Origin of the sequence: Microbacterium dextranolyticum (assembly GCF_016907295.1) — a bacterium.
In the GTDB taxonomy this organism is placed as follows: Bacteria; Actinomycetota; Actinomycetes; order Actinomycetales; family Microbacteriaceae; genus Microbacterium; species Microbacterium dextranolyticum.
Genome location: NZ_JAFBBR010000001.1, coordinates 1,464,598 through 1,486,403 on the forward strand (window position 1 = coordinate 1,464,598; position 21,806 = coordinate 1,486,403).

A 21,806-nucleotide genomic window follows, 5' to 3' on the forward strand; every position below is an offset into this window, starting at 1 on the left:
ACGCTCGCGCGAGTTCGCGCCGCCATCCGGCGGGTCGTTCTCGGCGTCGGCGCTACAGGCCCCTTCGCTCACGTGCGGTCACGCGGAGGCCGGACGCGATGAGTCGCTTCACCAGCTCGTGTCCGCTCACGCGGACGGCTCCGGCGGTCACGAGACGGTCGATCGAGTCCTCGGGCACGTCGTAGTGATCCCGATCGAACGCGCGACGCGGGATGCCGGTGACGGCAGCGAACGCATGCAGCTCGTCCAATGAGGCGTCGCTGACCAGATGGGCCCACAGGCGGCCGTGCGCGGGCCAGCGGGGGTCATCGACCAGGATCGTCATGCAGCCATGCTAGGGCGGCGCGCCCGACCCGGGGCGGGTGGCGCGGCCCGGTGGCGTCGCAGGTCGAGCGGAGATCGCGAGCCGTCCGCGACACGCGCGTCGGCTTCTTTTGCCTCATGCTCGACCATCCGGTAAAGTAGTCCCTTGGTGCGTCGTGTCGCAGGCTCGTTTCTGCGGCGTCCGTCCAGACCCCGCCCCGCCGGCGGGCATCCGCACCGCGACTTTCCCTCAGGGCGTCCGCGCTCGTGGAGGACAACTCGGAGCGCAGAGCTCCACAGAAGAAACAGGTGTGAAGTGGTTTACGCAGTTGTGCGCGCCGGTGGCCGGCAGGAAAAGGTCGAGGTCGGCACGATCGTCGTTCTCGATCGCCAGAAGGCGAAGGTCGGCGAGAAGCTCGAGCTCCCCGCCGTTCTGTTCGTCGACGGTGAGACCGTGACGACCGACGCCGACAAGCTCGCGAAGGTGACCGTCACCGCCGAGGTCCTCGGCGAGGAGCGCGGTCCGAAGATCGTGATCCAGAAGTTCAAGAACAAGACCGGTTACAAGAAGCGCCAGGGCCACCGCCAGGACCTCACGCGCGTCAAGATCACCGGCATCAAGTAAGACTCGGGAGACGCAGAGATGGCACACAAAAAGGGCGCAAGCTCCACCCGTAACGGTCGTGACTCCAACGCCCAGCGACTGGGCGTGAAGCGCTTCGGCGGCCAGCAGGTCCTCGCCGGTGAGATCATCGTCCGCCAGCGCGGCACGCACTTCCACCCGGGCGCGAACGTCGGCCGCGGTGGCGACGACACGCTGTTCGCCCTCGAGGCCGGCGCGGTCGAGTTCGGCACGAAGGGTGGCCGCAAGGTCGTCAACATCGTGGCGGCTGCGGAGTAATCTTCCACAGACTCAGGTGCCGGGCATATCGCTCGGTCCCGACGGCGAGGGGCGAGCGTGTGCTCGCCCCTCGCCTTTTTCGATAAGGAGACCGACATGGTGACGTTCGTCGACCGAGTCACGCTGCACCTGCGTGCCGGCAAGGGCGGCAACGGCTGCGTGTCGGTCCGCCGCGAGAAGTTCAAGCCGCTCGCCGGCCCCGACGGCGGCAACGGCGGGCACGGCGGCGACGTCGTGCTGGTCGCCGACCCGCAGGTGACGACCCTGCTGTCGTTCCACCACTCGCCGCACCGGAGCGCCGGCAACGGCGGCTTCGGCATGGGCGACAACCGTTCGGGTGCGCTGGGTGAGGGCCTCGAGCTGGCCGTTCCCGTCGGCACCGTCGTGAAGGACGCGAGCGGCGAGGTGCTCGCCGACCTGGTGATCCCCGGCACACGTTTCGTCGCCGCGCCCGGAGGGCAGGGCGGCCTCGGCAACGCCGCGCTCGCGAATCCGAAGCGCAAGGCCCCCGGCTTCGCCCTCCTCGGCACGCCCGGGTGGGAGGGCGATGTCCTGCTCGAGCTGAAGACCGTCGCCGACGTGGCGCTGGTGGGCTTCCCCTCCGCGGGCAAGTCGAGCCTCATCGCCGCGGTCTCCGCGGCGCGGCCCAAGATCGCCGACTACCCCTTCACGACGCTGCACCCGAATCTCGGCGTGGTCGAGGCGGGCGACATCCGCTTCACGGTCGCCGACGTGCCCGGCCTCATCGAAGGGGCGAGCGAGGGCAAGGGGCTCGGTCTCGAGTTCCTGCGGCACGTGGAGCGCTGCACGGCGCTCGTGCACGTTCTCGACTGCGCGACCCTCGAGCCGGGGCGCGACCCGCTGAGCGATCTCGACGTCATCCTCGACGAGCTCGGGGCCTACCCCGTCCCTGAGGGGCAGACACCGCTCCTGGAGCGCCCGCAGCTCGTCGCCCTGAACAAGGTCGACGTTCCCGAGGCCAAGGATCTGGCCGATCTCGTGCGCCCCGAGCTCGAGGCGCGCGGCTACCGCGTGTTCGAGATCTCGACGGTCAGCCACGAGGGCCTGCGCCCGCTGACCTTCGCCCTCGCCGACATCGTGGCCCGCCATCGCACCGAGCAGGCTGCAGCGCCCGCACCCGAGCGCGTCGTCATCCGCCCGAAGGGATCGGAGCGAGAGTTCGACATCCGCGTCGAGGGCGGGACGTACGGCAACATCTACCGCATCGTCGGCGCCAAGCCCGTGCGGTGGGTGCAGCAGACCGACTTCCAGAACGAAGAGGCCGTGGGCTTCCTCGCCGACCGGCTCGAGAAGCTCGGCGTCGAGGACGAGCTGTTCCGGGTGGGGGCCGTCGCGGGGTCGACCGTCGTGATCGGCGAAGGCGACGGGATCGTGTTCGACTGGCATCCGTCGCTGTCCTCTGCGGCCGAGCTCATGACCGCTCCGCGTGGCACCGACCCGCGTCTCGATCTCAACCCGCGCCGGACGACGTCGCAGCGCCGCGAGCGCTACCACGAGCGCATGGATGCCAAGGCGGAGGCCCGGGCCGAGCTCGAGAATGAGCGCCGTGCAGGCGACACGGCATGGGAGATCGACGGGGTGGAGGACGACGAGTCGTGAGCGTTCGGGATCGTGCGGCGCTGAACGGGATCCGGCGCGTCGTCGTCAAGGTCGGCTCGTCGTCGATCAGCGGCGAGAACGCCGGCAAGATCCAGCTCATCGTCGAGGCCCTCGCCGACGCGCATGCGCGGGGCACCGAGGTCGTCCTGGTCTCATCCGGCGCCATCGCGACGGGCATGCCCTATCTCGCGCTGGACGCTCGTCCGGTCGATCTCGCCACGCAGCAGGCGGCCGCCGCGGTGGGGCAGAACGTTCTCATCTACCGGTACCAGGACGCACTGCGACCGTTCGAGATCGTCGCGGGTCAGGTTCTGCTCACCGCCGGCGACCTCGAGAACGTCACGCACCGGTCCAACGCCCGCCGGGCGATGGAGCGCCTCCTCGGCCTGCGCATCCTGCCCATCGTCAACGAGAACGACACCGTCGCGACGCACGAGATCCGCTTCGGCGACAACGATCGGCTCGCCGCCCTGGTCGCGGAGCTGATCGGCGCCGACGCGCTGGTGCTGCTCAGCGACATCGAGTGCCTCTACACCCGCCCGCCCGGCGAGCCCGGCGCCGAGCCGATCGACACCGTCGCCTTCGGCGACGACCTCTCGGGGCTCGATTTCGGCTCTGTCGTGGTCAACAGCGTCGGCACCGGGGGAGCGGCCACCAAGGTCTCCGCCGCGCGCCTGGCGGCCTCGGCGGGAATCGGCGTGCTCGTCACGAGCGCCGACCGCGTCGCCGACGCGCTGAGCGGCGCCCCGATCGGCACGTGGTTCGCGCCCGATCCCGCGATCGTCCCGACCTCGCACACGGGCACCATCCGGCCCGCCATGCCCGTCTCTCGCTGATGCGCCGTCGATAGACTGACCCCATGACGACCACTGCGACCACGGCGACGACCGCCCGCGAACGCATGCAGCGGGCGAAGGATGCCTCCCGCACCGTCGGCCTGCTGAGCGACGCCGACAAGGCCGAGGCGCTGCGCGCGATCGCGACGGCGCTCGAAGCCGAGACCGCGGCCATCGTCTCCGCCAATGCCGACGACCTGGCCCGCGGGCGCGAGTCCGGGCTGTCGGAAGGGCTCCTCGACCGGCTCCGCCTGGACGGCGCGCGGGTGGCGGCCCTGGCATCCGCGGTGCGCGACGTCGCCGACCTGCCCGACCCTGTCGGGCGCGTCCTCGACGAGCGCATCCTGCCGACCGGCGTCTCGCTGCAGAAGGTGTCGGTGCCGTTCGGTGTCGTCGGCTCGATCTACGAGGCCCGCCCGAACGTCACGGTCGACATCGCCGCGCTCGCGCTGCGGTCGGGCAATGCCGTCGTCTTGCGCGGCGGGACGGCCGCGCAGTCGAGCAACGCAGCGCTCGTCGAGGTGATGCGCGGTGCCCTCTCGGCTCGGGGCATCGATCCCGAGGCGATCCAGACCGTCGACGACTTCGGGCGCGACGGCGCGAACGCGCTCATGCAGGCGCGCGGGCTCGTCGACGTGCTCGTGCCGCGTGGCAGCGCGCAGTTGATCGAGACCGTCGTCACCCAGTCGTCCGTCCCCGTGATCGAGACCGGCGCCGGGGTCGTGCACATCGTGCTCGACACGACCGCTCCGCTGGAATGGGCCGAGCAGATCGTCGTGAACGCGAAAGCGCAGCGGCCGAGTGTGTGCAACGCGGTCGAGACGGTGCTCGTGCTGAAGGATGCCGCGGAGCGCCTGATCCCGCCCGTGTCCGCCGCGCTCGAGAGCGCGGGCGTCACCATCCACGGCGACGAGACCGTGCGCGCGCTCGTGCCCACGGCTGTTCCCGCCGTCGACGAGGACTGGGCGACCGAGCACATGAGCCTCGACCTGTCGATGCGCGTCGTCGACGACCTCGATGACGCCCTCGAGCACATCCGCCGGTACTCGACGCATCACACCGAGTCGATCATCACCGCCGACGACGCGCGCGCCGAGAGGTTCCTCGCCGAAGTCGATTCCGCCGTCGTGATGGCCAACGCGTCGACCCGGTTCACCGATGGTGGCGAGTTCGGGTTCGGTGCCGAAGTCGGGATCTCGACCCAGAAACTGCACGCGCGCGGCCCGATGGGGCTTCCCGAGCTGACGAGCACGAAGTGGCTCGCCCGCGGCTCCGGGCAGATCCGCGCGTGAACCGCCTAAACTTGACTCACCCGAACCGAACGGAGTCCGCATGACCCTCGCCACGATCCTCGTCCTCGCCGCAGAGGGAGCGGAGCACCACGGCAACGTCCAGGCGGAGACCTTCATCTTCGGCGCCATCGCCTTCATCGTCTTCATGGCCCTCGGCCTCGTGACGATGTCGTACCGCAACGTGGCCAACCGCCACGCCCACAAGGCCGAGGCCTATGCGAAGGCGCACCCCGTCGACCAGGCGCAGGTGGGCCACGGCCATCACTGAGGCCGATTCGATGGTCTCGGCACGCGCGCCTCGCATCGGCGTGATGGGTGGGACGTTCGATCCGATCCACCACGGTCACCTCGTGGCGGCGAGCGAGGTCGCGCACTCCTTCGATCTCGACGAGGTCGTCTTCGTCCCCACGGGTCTGCCGTGGCAGAAGGACAAGGTCACCGAGGGTGAGCACCGCTACCTCATGACGGTGATCGCGACGGCCTCCAACCCGCAGTTCACCGTCAGCCGTGTCGACATCGACCGCGACGGCCCGACGTACACGATCGACACGCTGCGCGACCTGAAGGCGTCGCGCCCCGACGCCGAGCTGTTCTTCATCACCGGGGCGGATGCCATCACGCAGATCCTCGGCTGGCGCAACCACGACGAGCTGTGGAGCCTCGCCCACTTCGTCGCCGTGTCACGCCCGGGGCATGTCCTGAGCACCGAAGGACTGCCCAGTGAGGACGTCAGCCAGCTCGAAGTGCCGGCTCTGGCGATCTCCTCGACGGACTGTCGCGCGAGGGTGCGTGAGGGAAACCCGGTGTGGTACCTCGTTCCCGACGGCGTCGTCCAATACATTGCGAAGCACCACCTGTATCGGAGCGAGCCATGAGCACACCCGAAGAATCCGGATCGCAGCCGCTGACGCGTCGTCAGCTGCGCGAGATGCGCAACACCGCATCGACCCCGGTCATCACACCCGAAGAGGCCACCGCGGCCAAGGAGGCCGCCGAGGCCGCCGAGGCCGCCGAGCCCATCGTCGCCCCGGCGCCGCCCGCCGCGCAGCCCGTCGTCGTCGACGAGCCCCCTGTTGCCGCTGACGTCGACCTCGCCGCTCCGGCCCTCACCCGACGCTCGGCGCGTCGCCAGGAGCGTCTGCGCACGGGATCCGTGCCCGTGCAGGACGACGGCGCGCACGACCAGCCCGCCGACGCTCACGAACCCGCGGACGCGCCCGTCGACTCGTCGGCGACCGGTGCCGACGAGGCGCAGGCGACGCCCGAGAGCCTCGTTCACGAGGCCGCCGCCGCGCAGGCGGCTGACGACCTCGCGGCCGCGCAGAGCGAGGCGCCCGACGTCGAGATCCCCTCCTCCGACGACGAGGTTGCCGCTCCGAACGAGACCGCGCAGCGGACCGAGTCCGTTGAAGCCGAAGCCGACGAATCCGAGCGGCCGCAGGTCGCGTCGACGTTCGGCTCGGGCCTGCTCGCGGGGGAGGGCGTGGAGCTGGAGCTCCCGGCATCCTTCGATCAGCTCCTGACGCGTGGATCGGCCGCCACCGGCGCGATCGCCGCGTCGAATGCGCTGATCCTCTCGCAGACGCCCGAAACGGGCTCGTTCTCGTCGCCGGTGACGGCGACCGGTGAGGTGCTCATCACGGGAACGTTCGTCCTGCCCGAGTCGCTCGGCTCCGCCGGCACCACGGCCGGATCGTCCGACGGCAAAGAGATCGACGCGGTGCTCGTCGACGGCGAATTGCCGGCATCGTCCTCGCCGACGCCGATCGCGGCGAGCTCGGCGATCAGCACCATCAAAAGTGCCGACGACATCATCAAGCCTCCGGCGCCCGAGAAGGGCGGCCGGCTGATGCTGGTGTTGGTGATCACCGCGGGGGCGCTCGCTCTCGCACTGACGGGCGCGCTGGTGGCCGCGCTGGTGACAGGAGTCTTCCGATGACGGCGACCACGCGGACGCGCGAGCTGCTCGAGATCGCTGCGGCGGCCGCCGACGGCAAGGGAGCGGAGGATCTCGTCGCATTCGACGTCTCCGAGCCGCTGCCACTGGTCGACGCGTTCCTTCTCGCGACCGGCAACAGCGAGCGCAACGTGGCCGCCATCGCCGATGCAGTGGAGGAGGCGATGCTCGAGGAGGGTGTGAACCGTCTGCGCCGCGAGGGAAAAAGCGAGGCGCGGTGGATCCTGATCGACTTCGGTGACGTCGTCGTGCACGTGTTCCACGAAGAGGAGCGGGCGTTCTACGGTCTCGAGCGACTGTGGAAGGACTGTCCCGTTCTCCCGGTCGGTGTCACGGCCGACGCGCCCGAGTGACCGGGCCGATTCGTCGCCCGCGTCGGGATGTAGTAGCATCGAAGGGTTGCCGCGGAACGGTGACAACCCAAAGATTGGGCCTGTGGCGCAGCTGGTAGCGCACCTGCATGGCATGCAGGGGGTCAGGGGTTCGAGTCCCCTCAGGTCCACCAAATAGCCGCCTGCTCCGAACGATGACATCGTCGGGGGCAGGCGGTTTTCGTCTTCTCCGTCCAGGATGCCATTCGATCCTCGCCCGCCGCGTACAGAGTGAGTACCGCTGCGTCTACCTTTTCTCCTCCATCGTGGAGATCATCCCGCTGGCGGTGTGTCTGGTGGGCGAGCTCGCCGGCTCCGTGTGGGGTGACCCGGGTTCACGGTGCGCCGGAACCGGCGGCGCAGGCTCCACCCACGGCGATGATCCTCTGAGGTCTGGCGCGCGCACCGCACCCGAACTCCTGGCTCGGTCGTTCACCTCCTGGCGCCGTTCAGGGCCTGGGCGGCCTGCGCTTTCGCAATCTCCCGGCGCCCGCGCTGCATGCGCACGCTCGGCTGCCAGATTCTCGTCCGCGCGGTGGGTCAGCGGCGCTTCGCCGGCAGGGCGAACGCCGGGATCAATGCCGCGATGCACATCCCGACGGCCCACCAGAACGCGGTGTGGAAGGCATCCACGGCACCGCGGTCCATCGCGCCCTGCAAGACGACCGCGACGATCGCGGTGCCGAACGAGGCGCCGACCTGCTGCAGGATGCGGGTGTTCATCGTCGCGTGCGGGATGCCCTCGCGCGGGACGTCCTGATACGCGCCCGCCATCGCGGGGATCATCAGGGCGCCGATCGCGAAGCCGCGCACGAGGAGGACCGCCCCCAGCCACCACAGACTGGTGTTCTGGTCCGCGTACGCGAAGGGGACGGTCGCGAGGGCAGCGAGCACGAAGCTGGACGTCGTCACGAGCCGTGCGCCGAATCGATCGACCAGAGCGCCGACGACGAAGCGGGCGGCGAGAGCTCCGATACCCTGCGGGATCAGCATCAGACCGGCATCCAGCGGGCTCATGCCGCGGATTTCCTGGAAGGAGAGCGGGAGCAGGAACATCGCCGCGTACAGTACGGCGCCCGAGGTGAACAGGACCGACGAGGCGGTCAGCAGCGACCGCAGTCGCAACAGGCGGATGTCCACGATCGGGGAGCCGTTGCCCGATCGAGTCGCCCAGAAGCCGAAGGCGACGAGCAGGGCGACACCCGCGGCGAGCGGACCCCACACGTCGGGGTGTGCGATGCCGCCGTCTTCGGCGAGTTGAGATAGGCCCCACAACACGCTCGCGAGGCCCGGGGCGAGGAGGAGCAGGCCGACGATGTCGAGCCGCATTCGTGCCGTGCCGGGGACGGGACGGTCGTCGGGGAGGAATCTCCGCGCGAGGATGAGCCCGACGGCGATGAGCGGCACGTTCACGAGGAACAGCCAGCGCCAGCTCAGCCAGGTGAGGATGACGCCGCCGACGACGGGACCGAGGATGGGGCCGAGGGCGATCGGCAGGCTGACCGTCGCCATGAGGCGACTCGTGACCTGGCCGCCGGCCGCCCGCACCGCGAGGGTCTGCATCAGCGGCATGATCAGGCCGCCGCCGAATCCCTGCACGACGCGGAACGCGATCAGGCTTCCGGCATCCCAGGCGGTCGCGCACAGGATCGATCCGACGACGAAGATCAGGAGCGCCGCGATCCAGACGCGCTTTCCGCCCCAGCGGCTCTCGGCCCAGCCTGTCAGCGGCACGGCGATGGCCAGCGCGAGCAGGTAGCCGGTGGTGACCCACTGGATCGCGCCGCTGTCGACGTGGAGATCGGCCGACAGTGTGTGGATGGCCAGGGTCACCATCGTCGAGTCGAGGATCGCCGCGATGCCGCCGACGATCAATGCGGCGATCGCCCGGCGGACCGTCGGGTCCAGCTTCGTTTCGGTGCCCTGCGCCATGTCGCGCCTCCGTAAGAGTCGAATTATTCTCTTGGAGAGTAAGCCACCTTGTTAAGGAATGCAATCCTCTCTATCGTGGAGGACGTGTCCGACCCCGTCCGCCGCCGTCGCCACGGCGAAGAGCTCGAATCGGCGTTGCTGCAGGCGGCGTGGGACGAGCTCGTCGCGGTCGGCTACGCGAACCTCACGATGGAGTCCGTCGCCGTACGGGGGCGGACCGGAGTGGCCGTGCTGTACCGCCGGTGGCCGAACAAGGATGTCCTGGTCATCGCCGCGATCGAGCGTTACCGCGCATCGCATCCGGTGGAGCTTCCCGACACGGGAACGCTCCGCGGTGACCTCATCGCGCTGCTGAACGGCATGGGGCGCGCCCAGGCGGGCTTCTTCGTGATCGCGATGGCCACGGCGCTCAGCGGCCTCCGCACCGAAAGCGGGCTCTCGCTCGCCGAGGTGCGCGAGAAGGTGCTCGGCGATGCTGCGACGGCTCGGATGAACAGGATCTACGGGCGTGCGCAGGAGCGCGGCGAGATCGATCTGCGCGTCGTCCCCGCGGGCGTGCTCGCTCTGCCCTTCGACATGGTCCGACACGACCTCTTCATGAATCTGAAAGCGGTCGAACCGTCGCGGGTCGAGTTCATCGTGGACGCCCTGTTCCTGCCCCTCGTCGCGCGGTACATGAGCGGCGACGCGGTCATCAGGCGACGGGGGCGATGAGCTCCGGTCCGTTGTTGCGGACGTTGCCGACGGCGGCGCCCACCTCGCGCATGCTCAACGAGTCGACGATCTCGGGAGCGGCGTCGACCGTGGCATCCAACAGGTCGCCCACGTTCTCGGTCGTCGGGTCGAGCCAGACGTCGGCGTAGTCCGCGTCGATGAACAGGGGCATCCGGTCGTGCACCGAGCCCAGCGCTCCGGTCGCGGCGCGCGTCATGATCGTGAAGCTCAACAGCCACCGCGACGGGTCGTCGTCGCGCTTGGACGGGTCGCGCCACCACTCATAGAGGCCGGCGAAGAAGAGCGGCGCGTCGTCGGCGGGGTGGATGAAGTACGGCGTCTTGGCGCCGCCTTCCGTGTGCCATTCGTAGTAGCCGGATGCCGGGACCACCGCCCGACGGGCGAGGAGGGCCTGCCGGAACATCGGCTTGTCCTCGACGTCTTCGGAGCGCGCATTGATGGCACGGGCGCCGATCGATGGATCCTTCGCCCACGCGGGAACCAAGCCCCAGCGTGCCGCCTCGAGTCGACGCGTCGGCGGCTCCGTCTTCGACGAATCCAAGACGATCGCGACACGGTCGGTCGGGGCGACGTTGTAGGACGGTGCCGGCAGATCGTTTCCGACGAGATCGACCCGGAGGACTCCGACGAGCTCAGATCCGCTCGCGGCAACAACGAAACGTCCGCACATGCGGCCAGCCTACGTGCCGTCGCCGACACGCTCAGTCCGATTCGACGACACCCGCTTCATGCAGTCGGTCGAGCAGGCCCGCACCGTCCGATTCCGACACCCAGGGCACGTCGGCGGCGGCGTGGTCGTTGACGGCGGTGCGCCCTCCGGCGAGCACGGCTTCGGTCGGGGAGAGCCGCCGGATGGCGACCGCGGTGACGTGCTCGGGGAACTCGTCGGTGAACGCGGTGTAGAGGTCGTCGTCGTGCTGGCCGTCGTCGCCGATCAGCAGCCACTTGATGTGCGGGAACTCGCGCGCGAGCCGGCGCAGACCGGCCTCTTTGTGCTCGCGTCCGCTGCGGAACCAGCGGTCGTGCGTGGGCCCCCAGTCGGTCAGGAGTAGTGCCCCCGGCGGGTACAGGTGGCGGCGGAGGAAGCGCTGCAGCGTGGGAGCGACGTTCCACGCTCCCGTGGACAGGTAGATGACGGGCGCGCCGGGATGATCGCGCACGAGCCGCTCGATCAGGACCGACATGCCGGGCACGGGCTGGCGGGCATGCTCGTCCAGCACGAAAGAGTTCCAGGCCGCGACGAACGGGCGGGGAAGAGCGGTCACCATCACGGTGTCGTCGACATCGGAGATGACGCCGAAGCGCACCTCGGGGCCGACGATGAACACGCGGGTCTCGAACGGTTCCGAGCCCTCGACCGACATCGTCACGGGCTGCCAGCCCGACGCAAGACGCGCGGGCAGCACGGCGTCGACGACGCCCCCGCGGTCGGCTCGCACCTCGTGAGCCGTGCCGTCGATGGTGACCGTCACACGGGCGAAGCCGACCGGAACCGACGCGAACGAGCGCCATCCGCGGACGCTCGCATACTCGCCGCGGTGACGGGTGGGCAGCGGCGGAACGATGAGCACGCGGCCGAGCACGCGCACCCAGTCCTCGCCGCCGTAGCCGGGGTACGCGGCGACGCTCGGACGATTGCCGCGGGCGCGAGCGCGCCGCTCGCGCCAGGTGTTGAAGCGGTAATCGAGACGTGCGATCCACAGCGGCTTCGCGACGGGAGCGGATTCGAGAGGCATCCCCCTCAGTCTCCCACGCCACCCGCCGTCGTGTCGTCCGATGCGGGCTCATCGTCCATGTGACGAGCCTCGCCACGGATCAGCGCCCGCTTGATCAGATACGCCACGATCAGGAACACGACGATGATCGCCACGAAGAGGTAGCCCGCCTCATGCAACTGCGACGACAGTTCGCGATACGTTCCCGCAGCGGCGGCTCCCACGCCGACGTAGGCGATCGCCCAGACGGTGCACGCCGGCGCCGTCCACGCCAGGAATCGGCGATACGAGAACCCGCTCATGCCGACCGTGAGGGGCACGAGCGAGTGCAGCACCGGCAGAAAGCGCGACAGGAAGATCGCCGGACCGCCGCGGCGACGCAGGTAGAGCTCGGCGCGCACCCAGTTGTGCTCGCCGATGCGCCGACCGACGCGTGAGAAGCGGATGCGCGGGCCGAGCCATCGACCCAGCCAGAATCCGATGCTCTCGCCGATGAGCGCGCCGACGATGACGACGGCGACGAGCACGACGGCTTCGCCGAAGGAGCCGACGGCGGTCGACGAGACGATGACCACCGTGTCGCCGGGCACGACGAGACCCACGAGCACGCTGGTCTCCAGCATGATCGCGATGCCGGCGATGAGCGTTCGCACGACGGGATCGACGTTCTGCACGGCATCCAGCAGCCACGTCAGGAACTCGTTCACCGCACCAGCGTATGCGGGCGCCCGGGCCGTAGCCTGAGAGGATGCAGGCCCGCCCGACCGCCGTCCGGATCGACTGGATCGACCCGGCAGATCTGTTCCGTGCGGGTCCTGCCCACGAATCGAACGCGTTCTGGCTCGACGCCGGGCCGGACGCCGCCGAGGGCTGGAGCTGGATGGGCGTCGGCGCCGCGGCATCCCGCGCCCCTCGTGACCTCGCGCTGGCGGGGCGCTCCGCCGAGCTAGGCGGAGGAGACGACGGCGTGCCGGGTGGCTTCGCCGGCGGCTGGGTGGGGTGGATCGGCTACGACGGGGGAACCGGCGCCGTGGGCGCCCCGGCGCAGATGGATGCGGACGCGCCGGACGAGGCGGGAATCGACGCTCGGAGCCTCATCGCCTTCGACCATATGCGGCGCGAGGCATGGATCATCGCGCCGGAGGCAGATCTCGCCGACGCGCGGCGCGAGGTCGACCGGTGGCGCCAGCAGGCGGGGGACCAACCGCCCTTCCGTGACCTGGATGCCACGGACATCCGGGTCTCGTCGGCGAGGCACACGCCGGCCGTGTACGCCGCGCTGATCGCCCGTTGTCGCGAGGCGATCCGTGCGGGGGATGCGTATCAGCTGTGCCTCACCACGCGGTTCGAGGTCGCGCGCGACGAGCCCATCGACCCGGTCGAGGCGTATCTGCGCCTGAGGCGAGCCCTCCCTGCGCACCACGGCGGATGGGTGCGGGTGGGGGAGCATGCGCTGCTGAGCTCGAGCCCCGAGCGTTTTCTGCGCGTCGCCCAAGGCGTCGTGCGCACCCATCCGATCAAGGGTACGAGGCCGCGATCGCACGACCCGGTGCCGGATGCTGCGGCCGCCGCTGCACTCGTCGCGAGCGAAAAGGAGCGGGCCGAGAACGTCATGATCGTCGACCTCATGCGCAACGACCTGCAGCGGGTGTGCGAGCCCGGAAGCGTCGCCGCCGAGCGCCTGCTCGAGGTCGAGTCGTATTCGGCGGTCCATCAGCTGGTGAGCACCGTCGCCGGGCGCCTGCGCCCCGGGTGCACGGTGGGCGATCTGCTCGATGCGACCTTTCCCGCCGGCAGCATGACCGGTGCGCCGAAACGGTCGGCGATGACGATCCTGCACGACCTCGAGAGCGCGCCGCGCGGAGTCTATGCGGGATGCTTCGGCTGGATCGGCTCGGACGGCGCTCTGGATCTCGCCATGACGATCCGCTCGATCGTCGTCCACCCCCGCGGCGCGTACGTCGGGGCCGGCGGGGGCATCACGTGGCTGTCGGAGGCCGAGGACGAGCTCGCCGAGGTCGCCGTCAAGGCGCGCGGTCCGCTCGCCGCGCTCGGTGCGGCCCTCCCGGCTGGGTGGGCGGGCCTGCGCGGCGCGGACGCATCCGCGGCGGTCGAAAGCGCGCTTCCGCCGGTCCGGTAACCTGGAAAGACGCGCCTGCGCGTTCCCGAACCCCACGATTGGTGACCCGTGTCCACGATCCCCGCATCCCCCGAAGCCACGCCCGGCGAGGGTTTCGACCCCCACGCCATCCAGCAGAAGTGGCAGGCGCGCTGGGCGCAGGACGACCCGTTCCGCGCGGGCGGGGACGATGACACGCGCCCCCGCAAGTACGTGCTGGCGATGTTCCCGTACCCGTCCGGCGACCTGCACATGGGTCACGCGGAGAATTACCTCTACTCCGACATCGTCGCCCGCTTCTGGCGCCACCGCGGCTACAACGTGCTGAACCCGATCGGGTGGGACAGCTTCGGGCTGCCGGCCGAGAACGCCGCCATCAAGCGCGGCGTCGAGCCCCGCGGTTGGACCTACGACAACATCGCCCAGCAGCGCTCGAGCATGCAGCAGTACGGCGTCTCGTTCGACTGGTCGCGGGTGCTGCACACCTCCGACCCCGAGTACTACCGCTGGAACCAGTGGCTGTTCCAGCGGCTGTACGAGAAGGGGCTCGCGTACCGCAAGGATGCGCTGGTCAACTGGGACCCGGTGGACCAGACCGTGCTCGCCAACGAGCAGGTGCTGCCCGACGGCACCTCCGAGCGCAGCGGCGCCGTGGTGGAGAAGAAGAAGCTCACGCAGTGGTTCTTCCGCATCACCGAGTACGCCGACCGGCTGCTCGACGACCTGAACCAGCTCGAGGGCTTCTGGCCGCACAAGGTGCTGCAGATGCAGCGCAACTGGATCGGGCGTTCGGTCGGCGCCGACATCGACTTCGAGATCGAGGGCCGCGAAGACAAGGTCACGGTCTTCTCCACCCGCCCCGACACGCTGTACGGCGCGACCTTCATGGTCGTCGCCCCCGACTCCGACCTCGCGGCGGAGCTCGTGTCCGCGGCATCCCCCGAAGCGCGCATGCGCTTCCAGGACTACCTCGACACCGTGCAGAAGACGAGCGAGATCGACCGTCAGACGGCCGACCGCCCGAAGACCGGTGTGTTCCTCGAGCGCTACGCCATCAACCCGGTGAGCGGCGAGCGGCTGCCGATCTGGGCCGCCGACTACGTGCTGGCCGGTTACGGGCACGGCGCCGTGATGGCGGTTCCCGCCCACGATCAGCGCGACCTCGACTTCGCGCGGGCGTTCGACCTGCCCATCCGGGTGGTCGTCGACACGACGGCACCGGTGACCGGCGTGATTCCGGTGATCGAGGTCGACGAGAACGGCGAGCCGATCCTGGACGAACCCATCGAGTCGATCGATCCCGCGATCACCGGGAAGGCGCTCACCGGCGAGGGGCGACTCATCAACTCCGGCCCCTTCGACGGGCTGAGCAAGCGCAACGCGATCGCGCGCGTCGTCGAGCAGCTGCAGGCGACCGGCACCGGCCGCGCCGCGAAGACCTTCCGCCTGCGCGACTGGCTGATCTCGCGCCAGCGCTTCTGGGGCACCCCCATTCCGATGATCCACACGTCCGACGGGCGGATCGTGCCGGTCCCCGACGAGCAGCTGCCGATCGAGCTGCCGCCGGTCGAGGGTCTCGACCTCAAGCCCAAGGGCTCGTCGCCGCTGGGTGCGGCGACGGACTGGGTGACGACGGTCGACCCCGTGACGGGTGAGCCGGCGCTGCGCGATCCCGACACGATGGACACGTTCGTCGACAGCTCGTGGTACTTCCTGCGATTCCTGTCGCCGGGGGATGCCACCGAGGCGTTCTCGTCGCGCGAGGCGAACCGCTGGGGTCCGGTCGACTTCTACATCGGCGGCGTCGAGCACGCGATCCTGCACCTGCTGTATGCGCGCTTCATCACCAAGGCGCTCTTCGACATGGGGCTGGTGGAGTTCACCGAGCCGTTCTCGAACCTCATCAACCAGGGCATGGTCATCCTCGACGGCGCCAAGATGAGCAAGAGCAAGGGCAACCTGGTGCTGTTCCAGGACGAGCTGAACCTCTACGGTGCCGACGCACTGCGGGTCGCCCTCGCCTTCGCCGGTCCGGTCGAGGACGACAAGGACTGGAGCGACGTCTCGACGACGGGAGCGCAGAAGTTCCTCGCGCGTGCACTGCGGATCGCGCAGGACGTCTCGAGCGCGCCCGACGTGGTCTGGGCCGAGGGCGACAGCGCGCTTCGGCGCGTCACCCACCGACTGTGGGCGGATGCCCCCGGGCTCATCGAACAGACGAAGTTCAACGTCGTGGTCGCGCGCCTCATGGAGCTCGTCAACGCGACCCGCAAGACGATCGACGGCCCCGCCGGTGCCGGCGACCCGGCGGTCCGTGAGGCGGCCGAGGCGATCGCGATGATCCTCGATCTGTTCGCGCCGCACACCGCGGAGGAGATGTGGGAGATCCTCGGGTACGAGCCGTTCGTGGGTCTCGTCTCGTGGCGCCAGGCCGACGCGACGCTGCTGGTCGAAGAGACGGTCACCGCGGTCGTGCAGATCGACGGCAAAGTCCGCGGCACCCTGTCGGTGCCGGCGCGGATCTCGGCTGACGAGCTCGAAGCCCTCGCTCGCACCGACGAGAAGATCGTCCGCTCTCTCGCCGGTCGCGAGATCGCGCGTGTGGTCGTGCGTGCCCCGAAGGTCGTGAGCTTCACCACCGCGTAGCCCGGATCATCGCGCGACGTCGCCGGGGAGGGCCCTTGGGCCCTCCCCGGCGATGCTGTTTCGGGATCTGTCCACGGATCCCGGACGGCCCGTCGGCGGGTATCGAGCGCCCTGACAGGGTGTCGGTGTGACCGGAGCGACGATCGACAAGCCCGCACGGCGGCGCCTCGGCGTGGGCGCCGCGATCATCCTCGTGCTCGTGCTCGCGGCCGTCTCGGTCGTCATCGGCATCGTCCGCTCGGCGGGCGCCACCGGATCCGCGGGGGAGCGGATCGCGCTGGCGACCGGCGCGCCACAGCTGCCGGCCGTCTACGTGCACGTGTACGGCGCCGTCGTGCATCCGGGCCTGTATCGGTTGGACGAGGGTGCACGGGTGGTCGATGTGATCGCAGCGGCGGGCGGTCTGACGCCCGAGGCCGATCGCACCGCGGTGAACCTCGCGCGCCGCCTGACCGACGGCGAGCAGCTGCGGCTGCCGGCGGTCGGCGAAGCGCCCGGCTCCGGAACGGTCGGCGCGTCGGGAGCGCCGCCCGGCATCGCCTCGGACGGCCGGGTGAACCTCAACACCGCCGACGTGGCGGCTCTGGACACCCTGCCCCGCATCGGTCCCGCGCTCGCGCAGCGGATCGTCCAGTGGCGCGAGGACAACGGCGCGTTCACGAGCGTCGACGATCTGCTGTCGGTGCCGGGGATCGGCGACAAGATGCTCGACGGCTTGCGCGACCTGGTGACGGTGTGAGCGTCGCATCCACGACGTCGGCGGGCGCAGCGCCCAGGGGAGGGAGTCTGCGCCGCGCGCGTCGTCGCGATGCGCGTCTTGTCCCGGTGGCGGCGGGAGTCTGGCTGGTGGCAGCACTGATGATCCTCGCGCCTGCCTGCGCGGGCACCGTGGCAGTCGCGCTCTGGATCGCGGCCGTGGCGGCGCTGGCGCTCGCGCTGCGCGCCGGCACGCCGCACCCGCGTGCCGCGGCTGCTCTCGTCGCCGTCGTCCTGGCCGCGTCTGCGGCCGCGGCGACGCAGGTCGCGGCCGCGCAACCGGCACGGGAGGCGGCGGCCTCGCTCCCCGTCGACGGAGGACGAGCCCTCGTCGTCGAGGGCGTGGCGGTGGGCAAGATCGAGCGCGGCGGCGACGGGAGGCGCTTCGATGCTCTGATGGATGTCGCGCGCCTCGGCACGCGCGCGGATGCGGAGTGGGAGGGAACCTCGATTCCAGTGCTCGTTCGCGCGAGCGCGGTTCCCGCGGCACTCGACCTGGGCGCGCGCGTGCGCGTTCGCGGCACGGCGTGGCGGCCGGACGCCGGAGACCGCGCCGTGCTGGTGGTCGACGCCGCGGAGGTCGAGGTGATCGACCCGCCGAGCGGGGTGTTCGCCGTGGCATCCGCGCTCCGCCGTGGCCTGCTCGACCGGGCCGTCGGCCTCCCGGCTCCCGGTGGCGGGCTCATCGCCGGGCTCGCCGTCGGCGACACGAGCGCCGTGACGCCAGAGCTCGATGGGGCCATGAAGGCGTCGTCGCTGTCGCATCTCACGGCGGTCAGCGGGGCGAACTGTGCGCTCGTCGTCGCGCTGGCCTTCGGCGGGGCGGCGCTGTGCCGGGTGCGGCGGGCCGTGCGGGTGCTGGTCGGGCTCGCGGCGCTCACGGGATTCGTCGTGCTGGTCTCTCCGGAGCCCAGCGTCGTGCGTGCGGCGGCGATGGCGGCGATCGCCATGCTGGGTCTGCTGCTGGGCCGGCCCGGCGCCGGCCTGTCGTTGCTGACGACCGCTGTCGTCGTGCTGTTGATCGCAGACCCCTGGCTCGCGCTGTCGCTCGGATTCGCGCTGTCGACTGCGGCGACGGGCGCGCTGCTGGTCGGCGCCGGACCCCTCGCCGACGGGATGGCACGGTGGATGCCCCGCCCGCTCGCCCTCGGGATCTCCGTTCCGCTGGCGGCGCAGCTGGCCTGTGGCCCGCTGATCGTGCTGATCTCGCCGCAGGTGTCGCTCTACGGTGTGCTGGCGAACGTGGTCGCGGCGCCGGCCGCGCCGGTCGGCACCGTGCTGGGCCTCGCGGCCTGCCTCGCCGCCGGGGTCCCCGCCCTCGGCGCGGGGCTGACGGCGCTCGCGTGGCTGCCGGCCGCGTGGATCGCGGCGACGGCGACCATGATCTCGGCGGTCCCCGGCAACGCGATCCCGTGGCCCGAAGGTCCGGGCGGCCTCGTGGTTCTCGCCGTCGTCGGTGCGGCCACAGCCGCCCTCATCGTCCGTACCCGTCCGCTGCTGCGCGTGTCGGGGGCGGTGTTCCTGACGGGCGCTGTCGTCATCGTGGTCGGAACGGGCCCGGTCGCCGACATCGTCGAGCGGTCCCGAATGCCCGCCGACTGGGCGATCGCCGCGTGCGACATCGGGCAAGGCGATGCCGTGCTCATCCGCTCCGGCGGAACGGTCGCCCTCGTCGACACCGGTCCCGATCCGGTGGCGCTGACGCGCTGCCTCCAGCAGCTGTCGATAGACAGGATCGATCTGCTGGTGCTGACCCACTTCGACCATGATCACGATGGAGGAACGCCTGCCGTCGTCGGGCGCGTGGACGTCGTGCTCCACGGTCCGACGGCGGCACCCGACGACGAGCGCACACTGCGACGACTCGACGAGGGCGGTGCGCGACTCGTGCGGACGGTCGCCGGGATGTCGGGCGCGCTCGGCGACGCCCACTGGCGCGCGCTCTGGCCGCAGAACGGAACACCCGCGGGGAACGACGGCAGCGTCGTCGTCGAGGTGACAGGCGGCGACGTGCCGAGCTCGCTGTTCCTGGGCGACCTGTCCGCGCGCGGGCAGAAGACCATGGCGGCCCGATCGTCGCTGCGCACCTCCTACGTCGTCGTCAAGGTCGCCCACCACGGCAGCGCGGATCAGGATCCCGGCCTCTACGCGCGCATCTCACCCGCTGTCGCGCTCGTATCGGTGGGGGAGAACACCTACGGCCACCCGCGCCCCGAAACGCTGGATATGCTCACCCGGCTCGGTGCGCGCATCGATCGCACGGACGAGGAAGGCCTCGTGGTGCTGTGGGCGGATGCCGACGCGCTACGGATCTGGCATGAGCGAACACCGCCGTGATGTCTCGGCACGATCGATCGCCCGTTAGCGGACATGTCCGCAAGAGGAGCTGGGCGTCTCGCCGGCTGCTCATCACAATCGTGACTGTCAGAAGGAGTTCTCGATGTCGGACGGTGGACGCGTCGATCAGGTCATGCCCGCCCTACCCCGGGCCCGGAGAGCGTGGAGCTGAAGCGCACGCTGGGCGGCTTCCAGGTCTTCGCCGTCTCGTTCGCCTTCAGCTCCGTCGCCGTCGGCGTCTTCGCCACCGATGGTGAGATGCTGCAGACCGCGGGGCCGGTGGGGATCTGGCTCTGGATCGCCGCCGCGGTGGGTCAGATCCTCGTGGCGTTGGTGGTGGCGCAGTTCGCCGCGCGGATCGCCCCGAGCGGCTCCTCATTCCAATGGGCGTCGCGTCTGGCGAACCCCCGCGTCGGCTGGCTCTTCGGATGGCTGAGCTTCTGGTACCTCGCGATCACGGCGGTCATTCTCGCCAACGCTCTGGTCAGCCAGGCCCTCATGCCTCTTCTCGGCATCCCGGTGAGTGAGGGCACCGCCCGCGTCCTGACGTCGGCACGGTCTACTTCCTCTGGCTTCTCCGCCTCCGCCCGAGCGCATTGCGCGACAACGAGGGCGGGGGTCTCGTCCAGGGCATCGCGCCGACCTCGTCGCCGCACGGAGGTCGGGTGTCTCACGCGCTCGATAGGCTTGTTGTATGCCGCCTGCTGACCGTCGCCCCGCATCTCGCGGGGGAGCACGCGCGGCAGCGTCCGTCATCCCGCAGATCTCGTGGCGTTCTCCGCAGCCGGCGCCGATCGTGCTCGTCTCGGGTCCTGAAGAGGTGTGCGCGGAGCGCGCGATCGCCGGCATCCGTGACTACCTGCGCGCCGAGGACGACAGCCTCGAGGTGTCGGATCTGCGCGCCGACGATTACGCCGCGGGGAGCCTTCTCGGCCTCACGTCGCCGTCGCTGTTCGGCGAGCCGCGCCTCGTGCGCGTCTCGGGTGTCGAGAAGTGCTCCGACGCGTTCCTGAGCGAGGCGATCGCCTATCTCGACGCCCCCCAGGACGGCGCGACGGTCGTGCTGCGCCATACCGGAGCGAGCGTCCGGGGCAAGAAGCTGCTCGATGCGATCCGCGCCGGCACCGGCGGCGGCGTCGAGATCGCGTGCGCTGCCGTCAAGCGCGATTCCGACCGGTTCGACTTCGCCGCCGGGGAGTTCCAGGCCGCGCACAAGCGGATCGCACCGATCGCGCTGCGCGCTTTGGTCGGGGCGTTCTCGGACGACCTGACGGAGCTCGCCGCGGCATGCCAGCAGCTCATCGCCGACGTTCCCGGAGACATCACCGAGCAGATCGTCGAGCGCTACTACGGCGGCCGGGTGGAGACCTCGGCGTTCACCGTCGCCGACACCGCCATCGCCGGACGGTACGGCGACGCGCTCGTCGCGCTGCGTCACGCGCTGGCCAGCGGCGCCGATCCCGTTCCGCTGGTCGCGGCGATCGCCTCGAAGCTGCGGACCATGGCGCGGGTCGCGGGCTCGCGTGAGCCGGCGCGCGCCCTCGCGACGCGGCTCGGGATGAAGGACTGGCAGGTCGACCGCGCGCGTCGGGATCTCACCGGCTGGAACGAGACCTCACTCGGGATTGCGATCCAGGCCGCTGCGCGCGCCGACGCCGAGGTCAAGGGTGCCTCGCGCGACCCGGTGTTTGCCGTTGAGCGACTCGTCACCGTCATCGCCACTCGGGAACCCTTCGGCGCCTGACTCGCTGATCGGTCGAGCACGGCGCCGCCGCCCCCCCCGAGATATCGGAGGGTGGGGTCGTCTTTCGTACTCACGGCGTCGCCGTGGTCACGCGATCGCCCGACGAGGCCCGCGCACGACGAAGGCCCGCCCCTGAGGGGACGGGCCTTCGTACGAGTCTCGGTGAGAGGAGGCTCAGAGAGCGGCGACCTGCTTCGCGATCGACGACTTGCGGTTCGCGGCCTGGTTCTCGTGGATGACGCCCTTGCTCACGGCCTTGTCGAGCTTCTTGGACGCCTTGACGAGGGCCTTCTCGGCAGCGGCCTTGTCGCCGGCGGCGATGGCCTCGCGGGTGCGGCGCACCTCGGTCTTCAGCTCGCTCTTGACGGCCTTGTTGCGCTCGCGCGCCTTCTCGTTGGTCTTGTTGCGCTTGATCTGCGACTTGATGTTCGCCACGTTCGACGGCTCTTTCGTTCGGAGTTTTCGATGGATGTGCCGGTGTGGCGGTAGAGGGGCGCCTCCGGCGGCGCCTGAGGTGGGACCCAGACGCAAGCCAAGGACCG

22 protein-coding genes and 1 tRNA gene are annotated in these 21,806 nt (G+C 70.3%); 17 read left to right on the forward strand and 6 right to left on the reverse strand.

Annotated elements, in window-relative coordinates; genetic code table 11:
- Positions 1-52: 52 nt before the first annotated feature.
- Entirely contained in the window at positions 53-325 is a 273-nt protein-coding gene (locus tag JOE64_RS06670; protein ID WP_204963530.1) for a DUF4031 domain-containing protein, read from the reverse strand.
- Between the two features lie 294 nt (positions 326-619).
- Between JOE64_RS06670 and rplU the strand changes: the two genes are divergently transcribed.
- The 10 genes from rplU to JOE64_RS06720 all read left to right on the forward strand — a co-directional run bounded on the left by rplU (position 620) and on the right by JOE64_RS06720 (position 7,414).
- Positions 620-928: a 50S ribosomal protein L21 gene (gene rplU / locus JOE64_RS06675; RefSeq protein ID WP_204963531.1), complete on the forward strand. Its 309-nt coding sequence runs from the start codon at positions 620-622 to the stop codon at positions 926-928.
- An 18-nt stretch (positions 929-946) separates the two neighbouring features.
- Positions 947-1,204: a 50S ribosomal protein L27 gene (gene rpmA / locus JOE64_RS06680; RefSeq protein WP_204963532.1), complete on the forward strand. Its 258-nt coding sequence runs from the start codon at positions 947-949 to the stop codon at positions 1,202-1,204.
- A 96-nt stretch (positions 1,205-1,300) separates the two neighbouring features.
- On the forward strand, positions 1,301-2,824 hold the full coding sequence (obgE, locus tag JOE64_RS06685; RefSeq protein ID WP_204963533.1) for a GTPase ObgE: 1,524 nt from the start codon (positions 1,301-1,303) through the stop codon (positions 2,822-2,824).
- On the forward strand, positions 2,821-3,660 hold the full coding sequence (gene proB, locus JOE64_RS06690) for a glutamate 5-kinase (protein ID WP_204963534.1): 840 nt from the start codon (positions 2,821-2,823) through the stop codon (positions 3,658-3,660). Before obgE ends, proB begins: the two co-directional genes overlap by 4 nt.
- A gap of 23 nt (positions 3,661-3,683) precedes the next feature.
- Positions 3,684-4,952: a glutamate-5-semialdehyde dehydrogenase gene (locus JOE64_RS06695; protein WP_204963535.1), complete on the forward strand. Its 1,269-nt coding sequence runs from the start codon at positions 3,684-3,686 to the stop codon at positions 4,950-4,952.
- A 40-nt stretch (positions 4,953-4,992) separates the two neighbouring features.
- Positions 4,993-5,220, forward strand: a complete 228-nt coding sequence (locus JOE64_RS06700; RefSeq protein WP_204963536.1) for a hypothetical protein — start codon at positions 4,993-4,995, stop codon at positions 5,218-5,220.
- Between the two features lie 10 nt (positions 5,221-5,230).
- Positions 5,231-5,827 (forward strand): nicotinate-nucleotide adenylyltransferase, encoded by a 597-nt coding sequence (nadD, locus tag JOE64_RS06705; RefSeq protein WP_204963537.1) that lies wholly within the window; start codon positions 5,231-5,233, stop codon positions 5,825-5,827.
- Positions 5,824-6,891, forward strand: coding sequence for a hypothetical protein (locus JOE64_RS06710; protein WP_204963538.1), 1,068 nt, complete (start codon positions 5,824-5,826; stop codon positions 6,889-6,891). The genes nadD and JOE64_RS06710 overlap by 4 nt, the downstream gene beginning before the upstream one ends.
- The gene (gene rsfS / locus JOE64_RS06715) at positions 6,888-7,262 is read left to right on the forward strand and encodes a ribosome silencing factor (protein WP_204963539.1); all 375 of its coding nucleotides are present in this window, start codon (positions 6,888-6,890) and stop codon (positions 7,260-7,262) included. The genes JOE64_RS06710 and rsfS overlap by 4 nt, the downstream gene beginning before the upstream one ends.
- 76 nt (positions 7,263-7,338) lie before the next feature.
- Positions 7,339-7,414: transfer RNA gene (locus tag JOE64_RS06720), tRNA-Ala, on the forward strand.
- A gap of 406 nt (positions 7,415-7,820) precedes the next feature.
- Here the strand turns inward: JOE64_RS06720 and JOE64_RS06725 are convergent.
- Positions 7,821-9,212, reverse strand: a complete 1,392-nt coding sequence (locus JOE64_RS06725) for an MDR family MFS transporter (RefSeq protein ID WP_204963540.1) — start codon at positions 9,210-9,212, stop codon at positions 7,821-7,823.
- An 84-nt stretch (positions 9,213-9,296) separates the two neighbouring features.
- On the opposite strand from JOE64_RS06725, the gene JOE64_RS06730 reads away from it, so the two are divergent.
- A complete protein-coding gene (locus JOE64_RS06730; RefSeq protein WP_204963541.1) occupies positions 9,297-9,926 on the forward strand; it encodes a TetR/AcrR family transcriptional regulator in 630 nt (209 codons plus the stop codon).
- Here JOE64_RS06730 and JOE64_RS06735 read toward each other — a convergent pair.
- Genes JOE64_RS06735 through JOE64_RS06745 form a run of 3 tightly spaced genes read right to left on the reverse strand, consistent with a single transcriptional unit; the run spans position 9,907 to position 12,369 of the window.
- Entirely contained in the window at positions 9,907-10,617 is a 711-nt protein-coding gene (locus tag JOE64_RS06735; protein WP_204963542.1) for an SOS response-associated peptidase, read from the reverse strand. The two genes, JOE64_RS06730 and JOE64_RS06735, sit on opposite strands and share 20 nt — an antisense overlap.
- 31 nt (positions 10,618-10,648) lie before the next feature.
- Complete coding sequence (locus JOE64_RS06740; protein ID WP_204963543.1) at positions 10,649-11,683, reverse strand: App1 family protein phosphatidate phosphatase; 1,035 nt, start codon at positions 11,681-11,683, stop codon at positions 10,649-10,651.
- 5 nt (positions 11,684-11,688) lie between these two features.
- Positions 11,689-12,369 carry a DedA family protein gene (locus JOE64_RS06745; protein WP_204963544.1) on the reverse strand — a complete coding sequence of 227 codons (681 nt, stop codon included), beginning with the start codon at positions 12,367-12,369 and terminating at the stop codon, positions 11,689-11,691.
- Positions 12,370-12,410: 41 nt separating this feature from the next.
- Between JOE64_RS06745 and JOE64_RS06750 the strand changes: the two genes are divergently transcribed.
- The 6 genes from JOE64_RS06750 to holA all read left to right on the forward strand — a co-directional run bounded on the left by JOE64_RS06750 (position 12,411) and on the right by holA (position 21,264).
- Positions 12,411-13,802 (forward strand): anthranilate synthase component I family protein, encoded by a 1,392-nt coding sequence (locus tag JOE64_RS06750; protein ID WP_204963545.1) that lies wholly within the window; start codon positions 12,411-12,413, stop codon positions 13,800-13,802.
- 48 nt (positions 13,803-13,850) lie between these two features.
- On the forward strand, positions 13,851-16,427 hold the full coding sequence (gene leuS, locus JOE64_RS06755; protein WP_204963546.1) for a leucine--tRNA ligase: 2,577 nt from the start codon (positions 13,851-13,853) through the stop codon (positions 16,425-16,427).
- 127 nt (positions 16,428-16,554) lie between these two features.
- Positions 16,555-17,166 (forward strand): ComEA family DNA-binding protein, encoded by a 612-nt coding sequence (locus tag JOE64_RS06760; RefSeq protein ID WP_271202551.1) that lies wholly within the window; start codon positions 16,555-16,557, stop codon positions 17,164-17,166.
- A 107-nt stretch (positions 17,167-17,273) separates the two neighbouring features.
- Positions 17,274-19,520, forward strand: coding sequence for a ComEC/Rec2 family competence protein (locus tag JOE64_RS06765; RefSeq protein ID WP_271202550.1), 2,247 nt, complete (start codon positions 17,274-17,276; stop codon positions 19,518-19,520).
- 162 nt (positions 19,521-19,682) lie between these two features.
- The gene (locus JOE64_RS06770; RefSeq protein ID WP_204963547.1) at positions 19,683-20,228 is read left to right on the forward strand and encodes an amino acid permease; all 546 of its coding nucleotides are present in this window, start codon (positions 19,683-19,685) and stop codon (positions 20,226-20,228) included.
- Entirely contained in the window at positions 20,215-21,264 is a 1,050-nt protein-coding gene (gene holA, locus JOE64_RS06775) for a DNA polymerase III subunit delta (RefSeq protein WP_204963548.1), read from the forward strand. Before JOE64_RS06770 ends, holA begins: the two co-directional genes overlap by 14 nt.
- A 174-nt stretch (positions 21,265-21,438) precedes the next feature.
- On the opposite strand, the gene rpsT is transcribed toward holA, so the two are convergent.
- Entirely contained in the window at positions 21,439-21,699 is a 261-nt protein-coding gene (rpsT, locus tag JOE64_RS06780) for a 30S ribosomal protein S20 (protein WP_204963549.1), read from the reverse strand.
- Positions 21,700-21,806 lie beyond the last annotated feature (107 nt).

Coding starts and splice junctions, on each gene's coding strand:
- JOE64_RS06670 (WP_204963530.1), bottom strand. CDS start 325: ATGACGATCCTGGTCGATGACCCCCGCTGGCCCGCGCACGGCCGCCTG.
- rpmA (WP_204963532.1), top strand. CDS start 947: ATGGCACACAAAAAGGGCGCAAGCTCCACCCGTAACGGTCGTGACTCC.
- obgE (WP_204963533.1), top strand. CDS start 1,301: ATGGTGACGTTCGTCGACCGAGTCACGCTGCACCTGCGTGCCGGCAAG.
- JOE64_RS06695 (WP_204963535.1), top strand. CDS start 3,684: ATGACGACCACTGCGACCACGGCGACGACCGCCCGCGAACGCATGCAG.
- JOE64_RS06700 (WP_204963536.1), top strand. CDS start 4,993: ATGACCCTCGCCACGATCCTCGTCCTCGCCGCAGAGGGAGCGGAGCAC.
- nadD (WP_204963537.1), top strand. CDS start 5,231: ATGGTCTCGGCACGCGCGCCTCGCATCGGCGTGATGGGTGGGACGTTC.
- JOE64_RS06710 (WP_204963538.1), top strand. CDS start 5,824: ATGAGCACACCCGAAGAATCCGGATCGCAGCCGCTGACGCGTCGTCAG.
- rsfS (WP_204963539.1), top strand. CDS start 6,888: ATGACGGCGACCACGCGGACGCGCGAGCTGCTCGAGATCGCTGCGGCG.
- JOE64_RS06725 (WP_204963540.1), bottom strand. CDS start 9,212: ATGGCGCAGGGCACCGAAACGAAGCTGGACCCGACGGTCCGCCGGGCG.
- JOE64_RS06735 (WP_204963542.1), bottom strand. CDS start 10,617: ATGTGCGGACGTTTCGTTGTTGCCGCGAGCGGATCTGAGCTCGTCGGA.
- JOE64_RS06740 (WP_204963543.1), bottom strand. CDS start 11,683: ATGCCTCTCGAATCCGCTCCCGTCGCGAAGCCGCTGTGGATCGCACGT.
- JOE64_RS06750 (WP_204963545.1), top strand. CDS start 12,411: ATGCAGGCCCGCCCGACCGCCGTCCGGATCGACTGGATCGACCCGGCA.
- holA (WP_204963548.1), top strand. CDS start 20,215: ATGCCGCCTGCTGACCGTCGCCCCGCATCTCGCGGGGGAGCACGCGCG.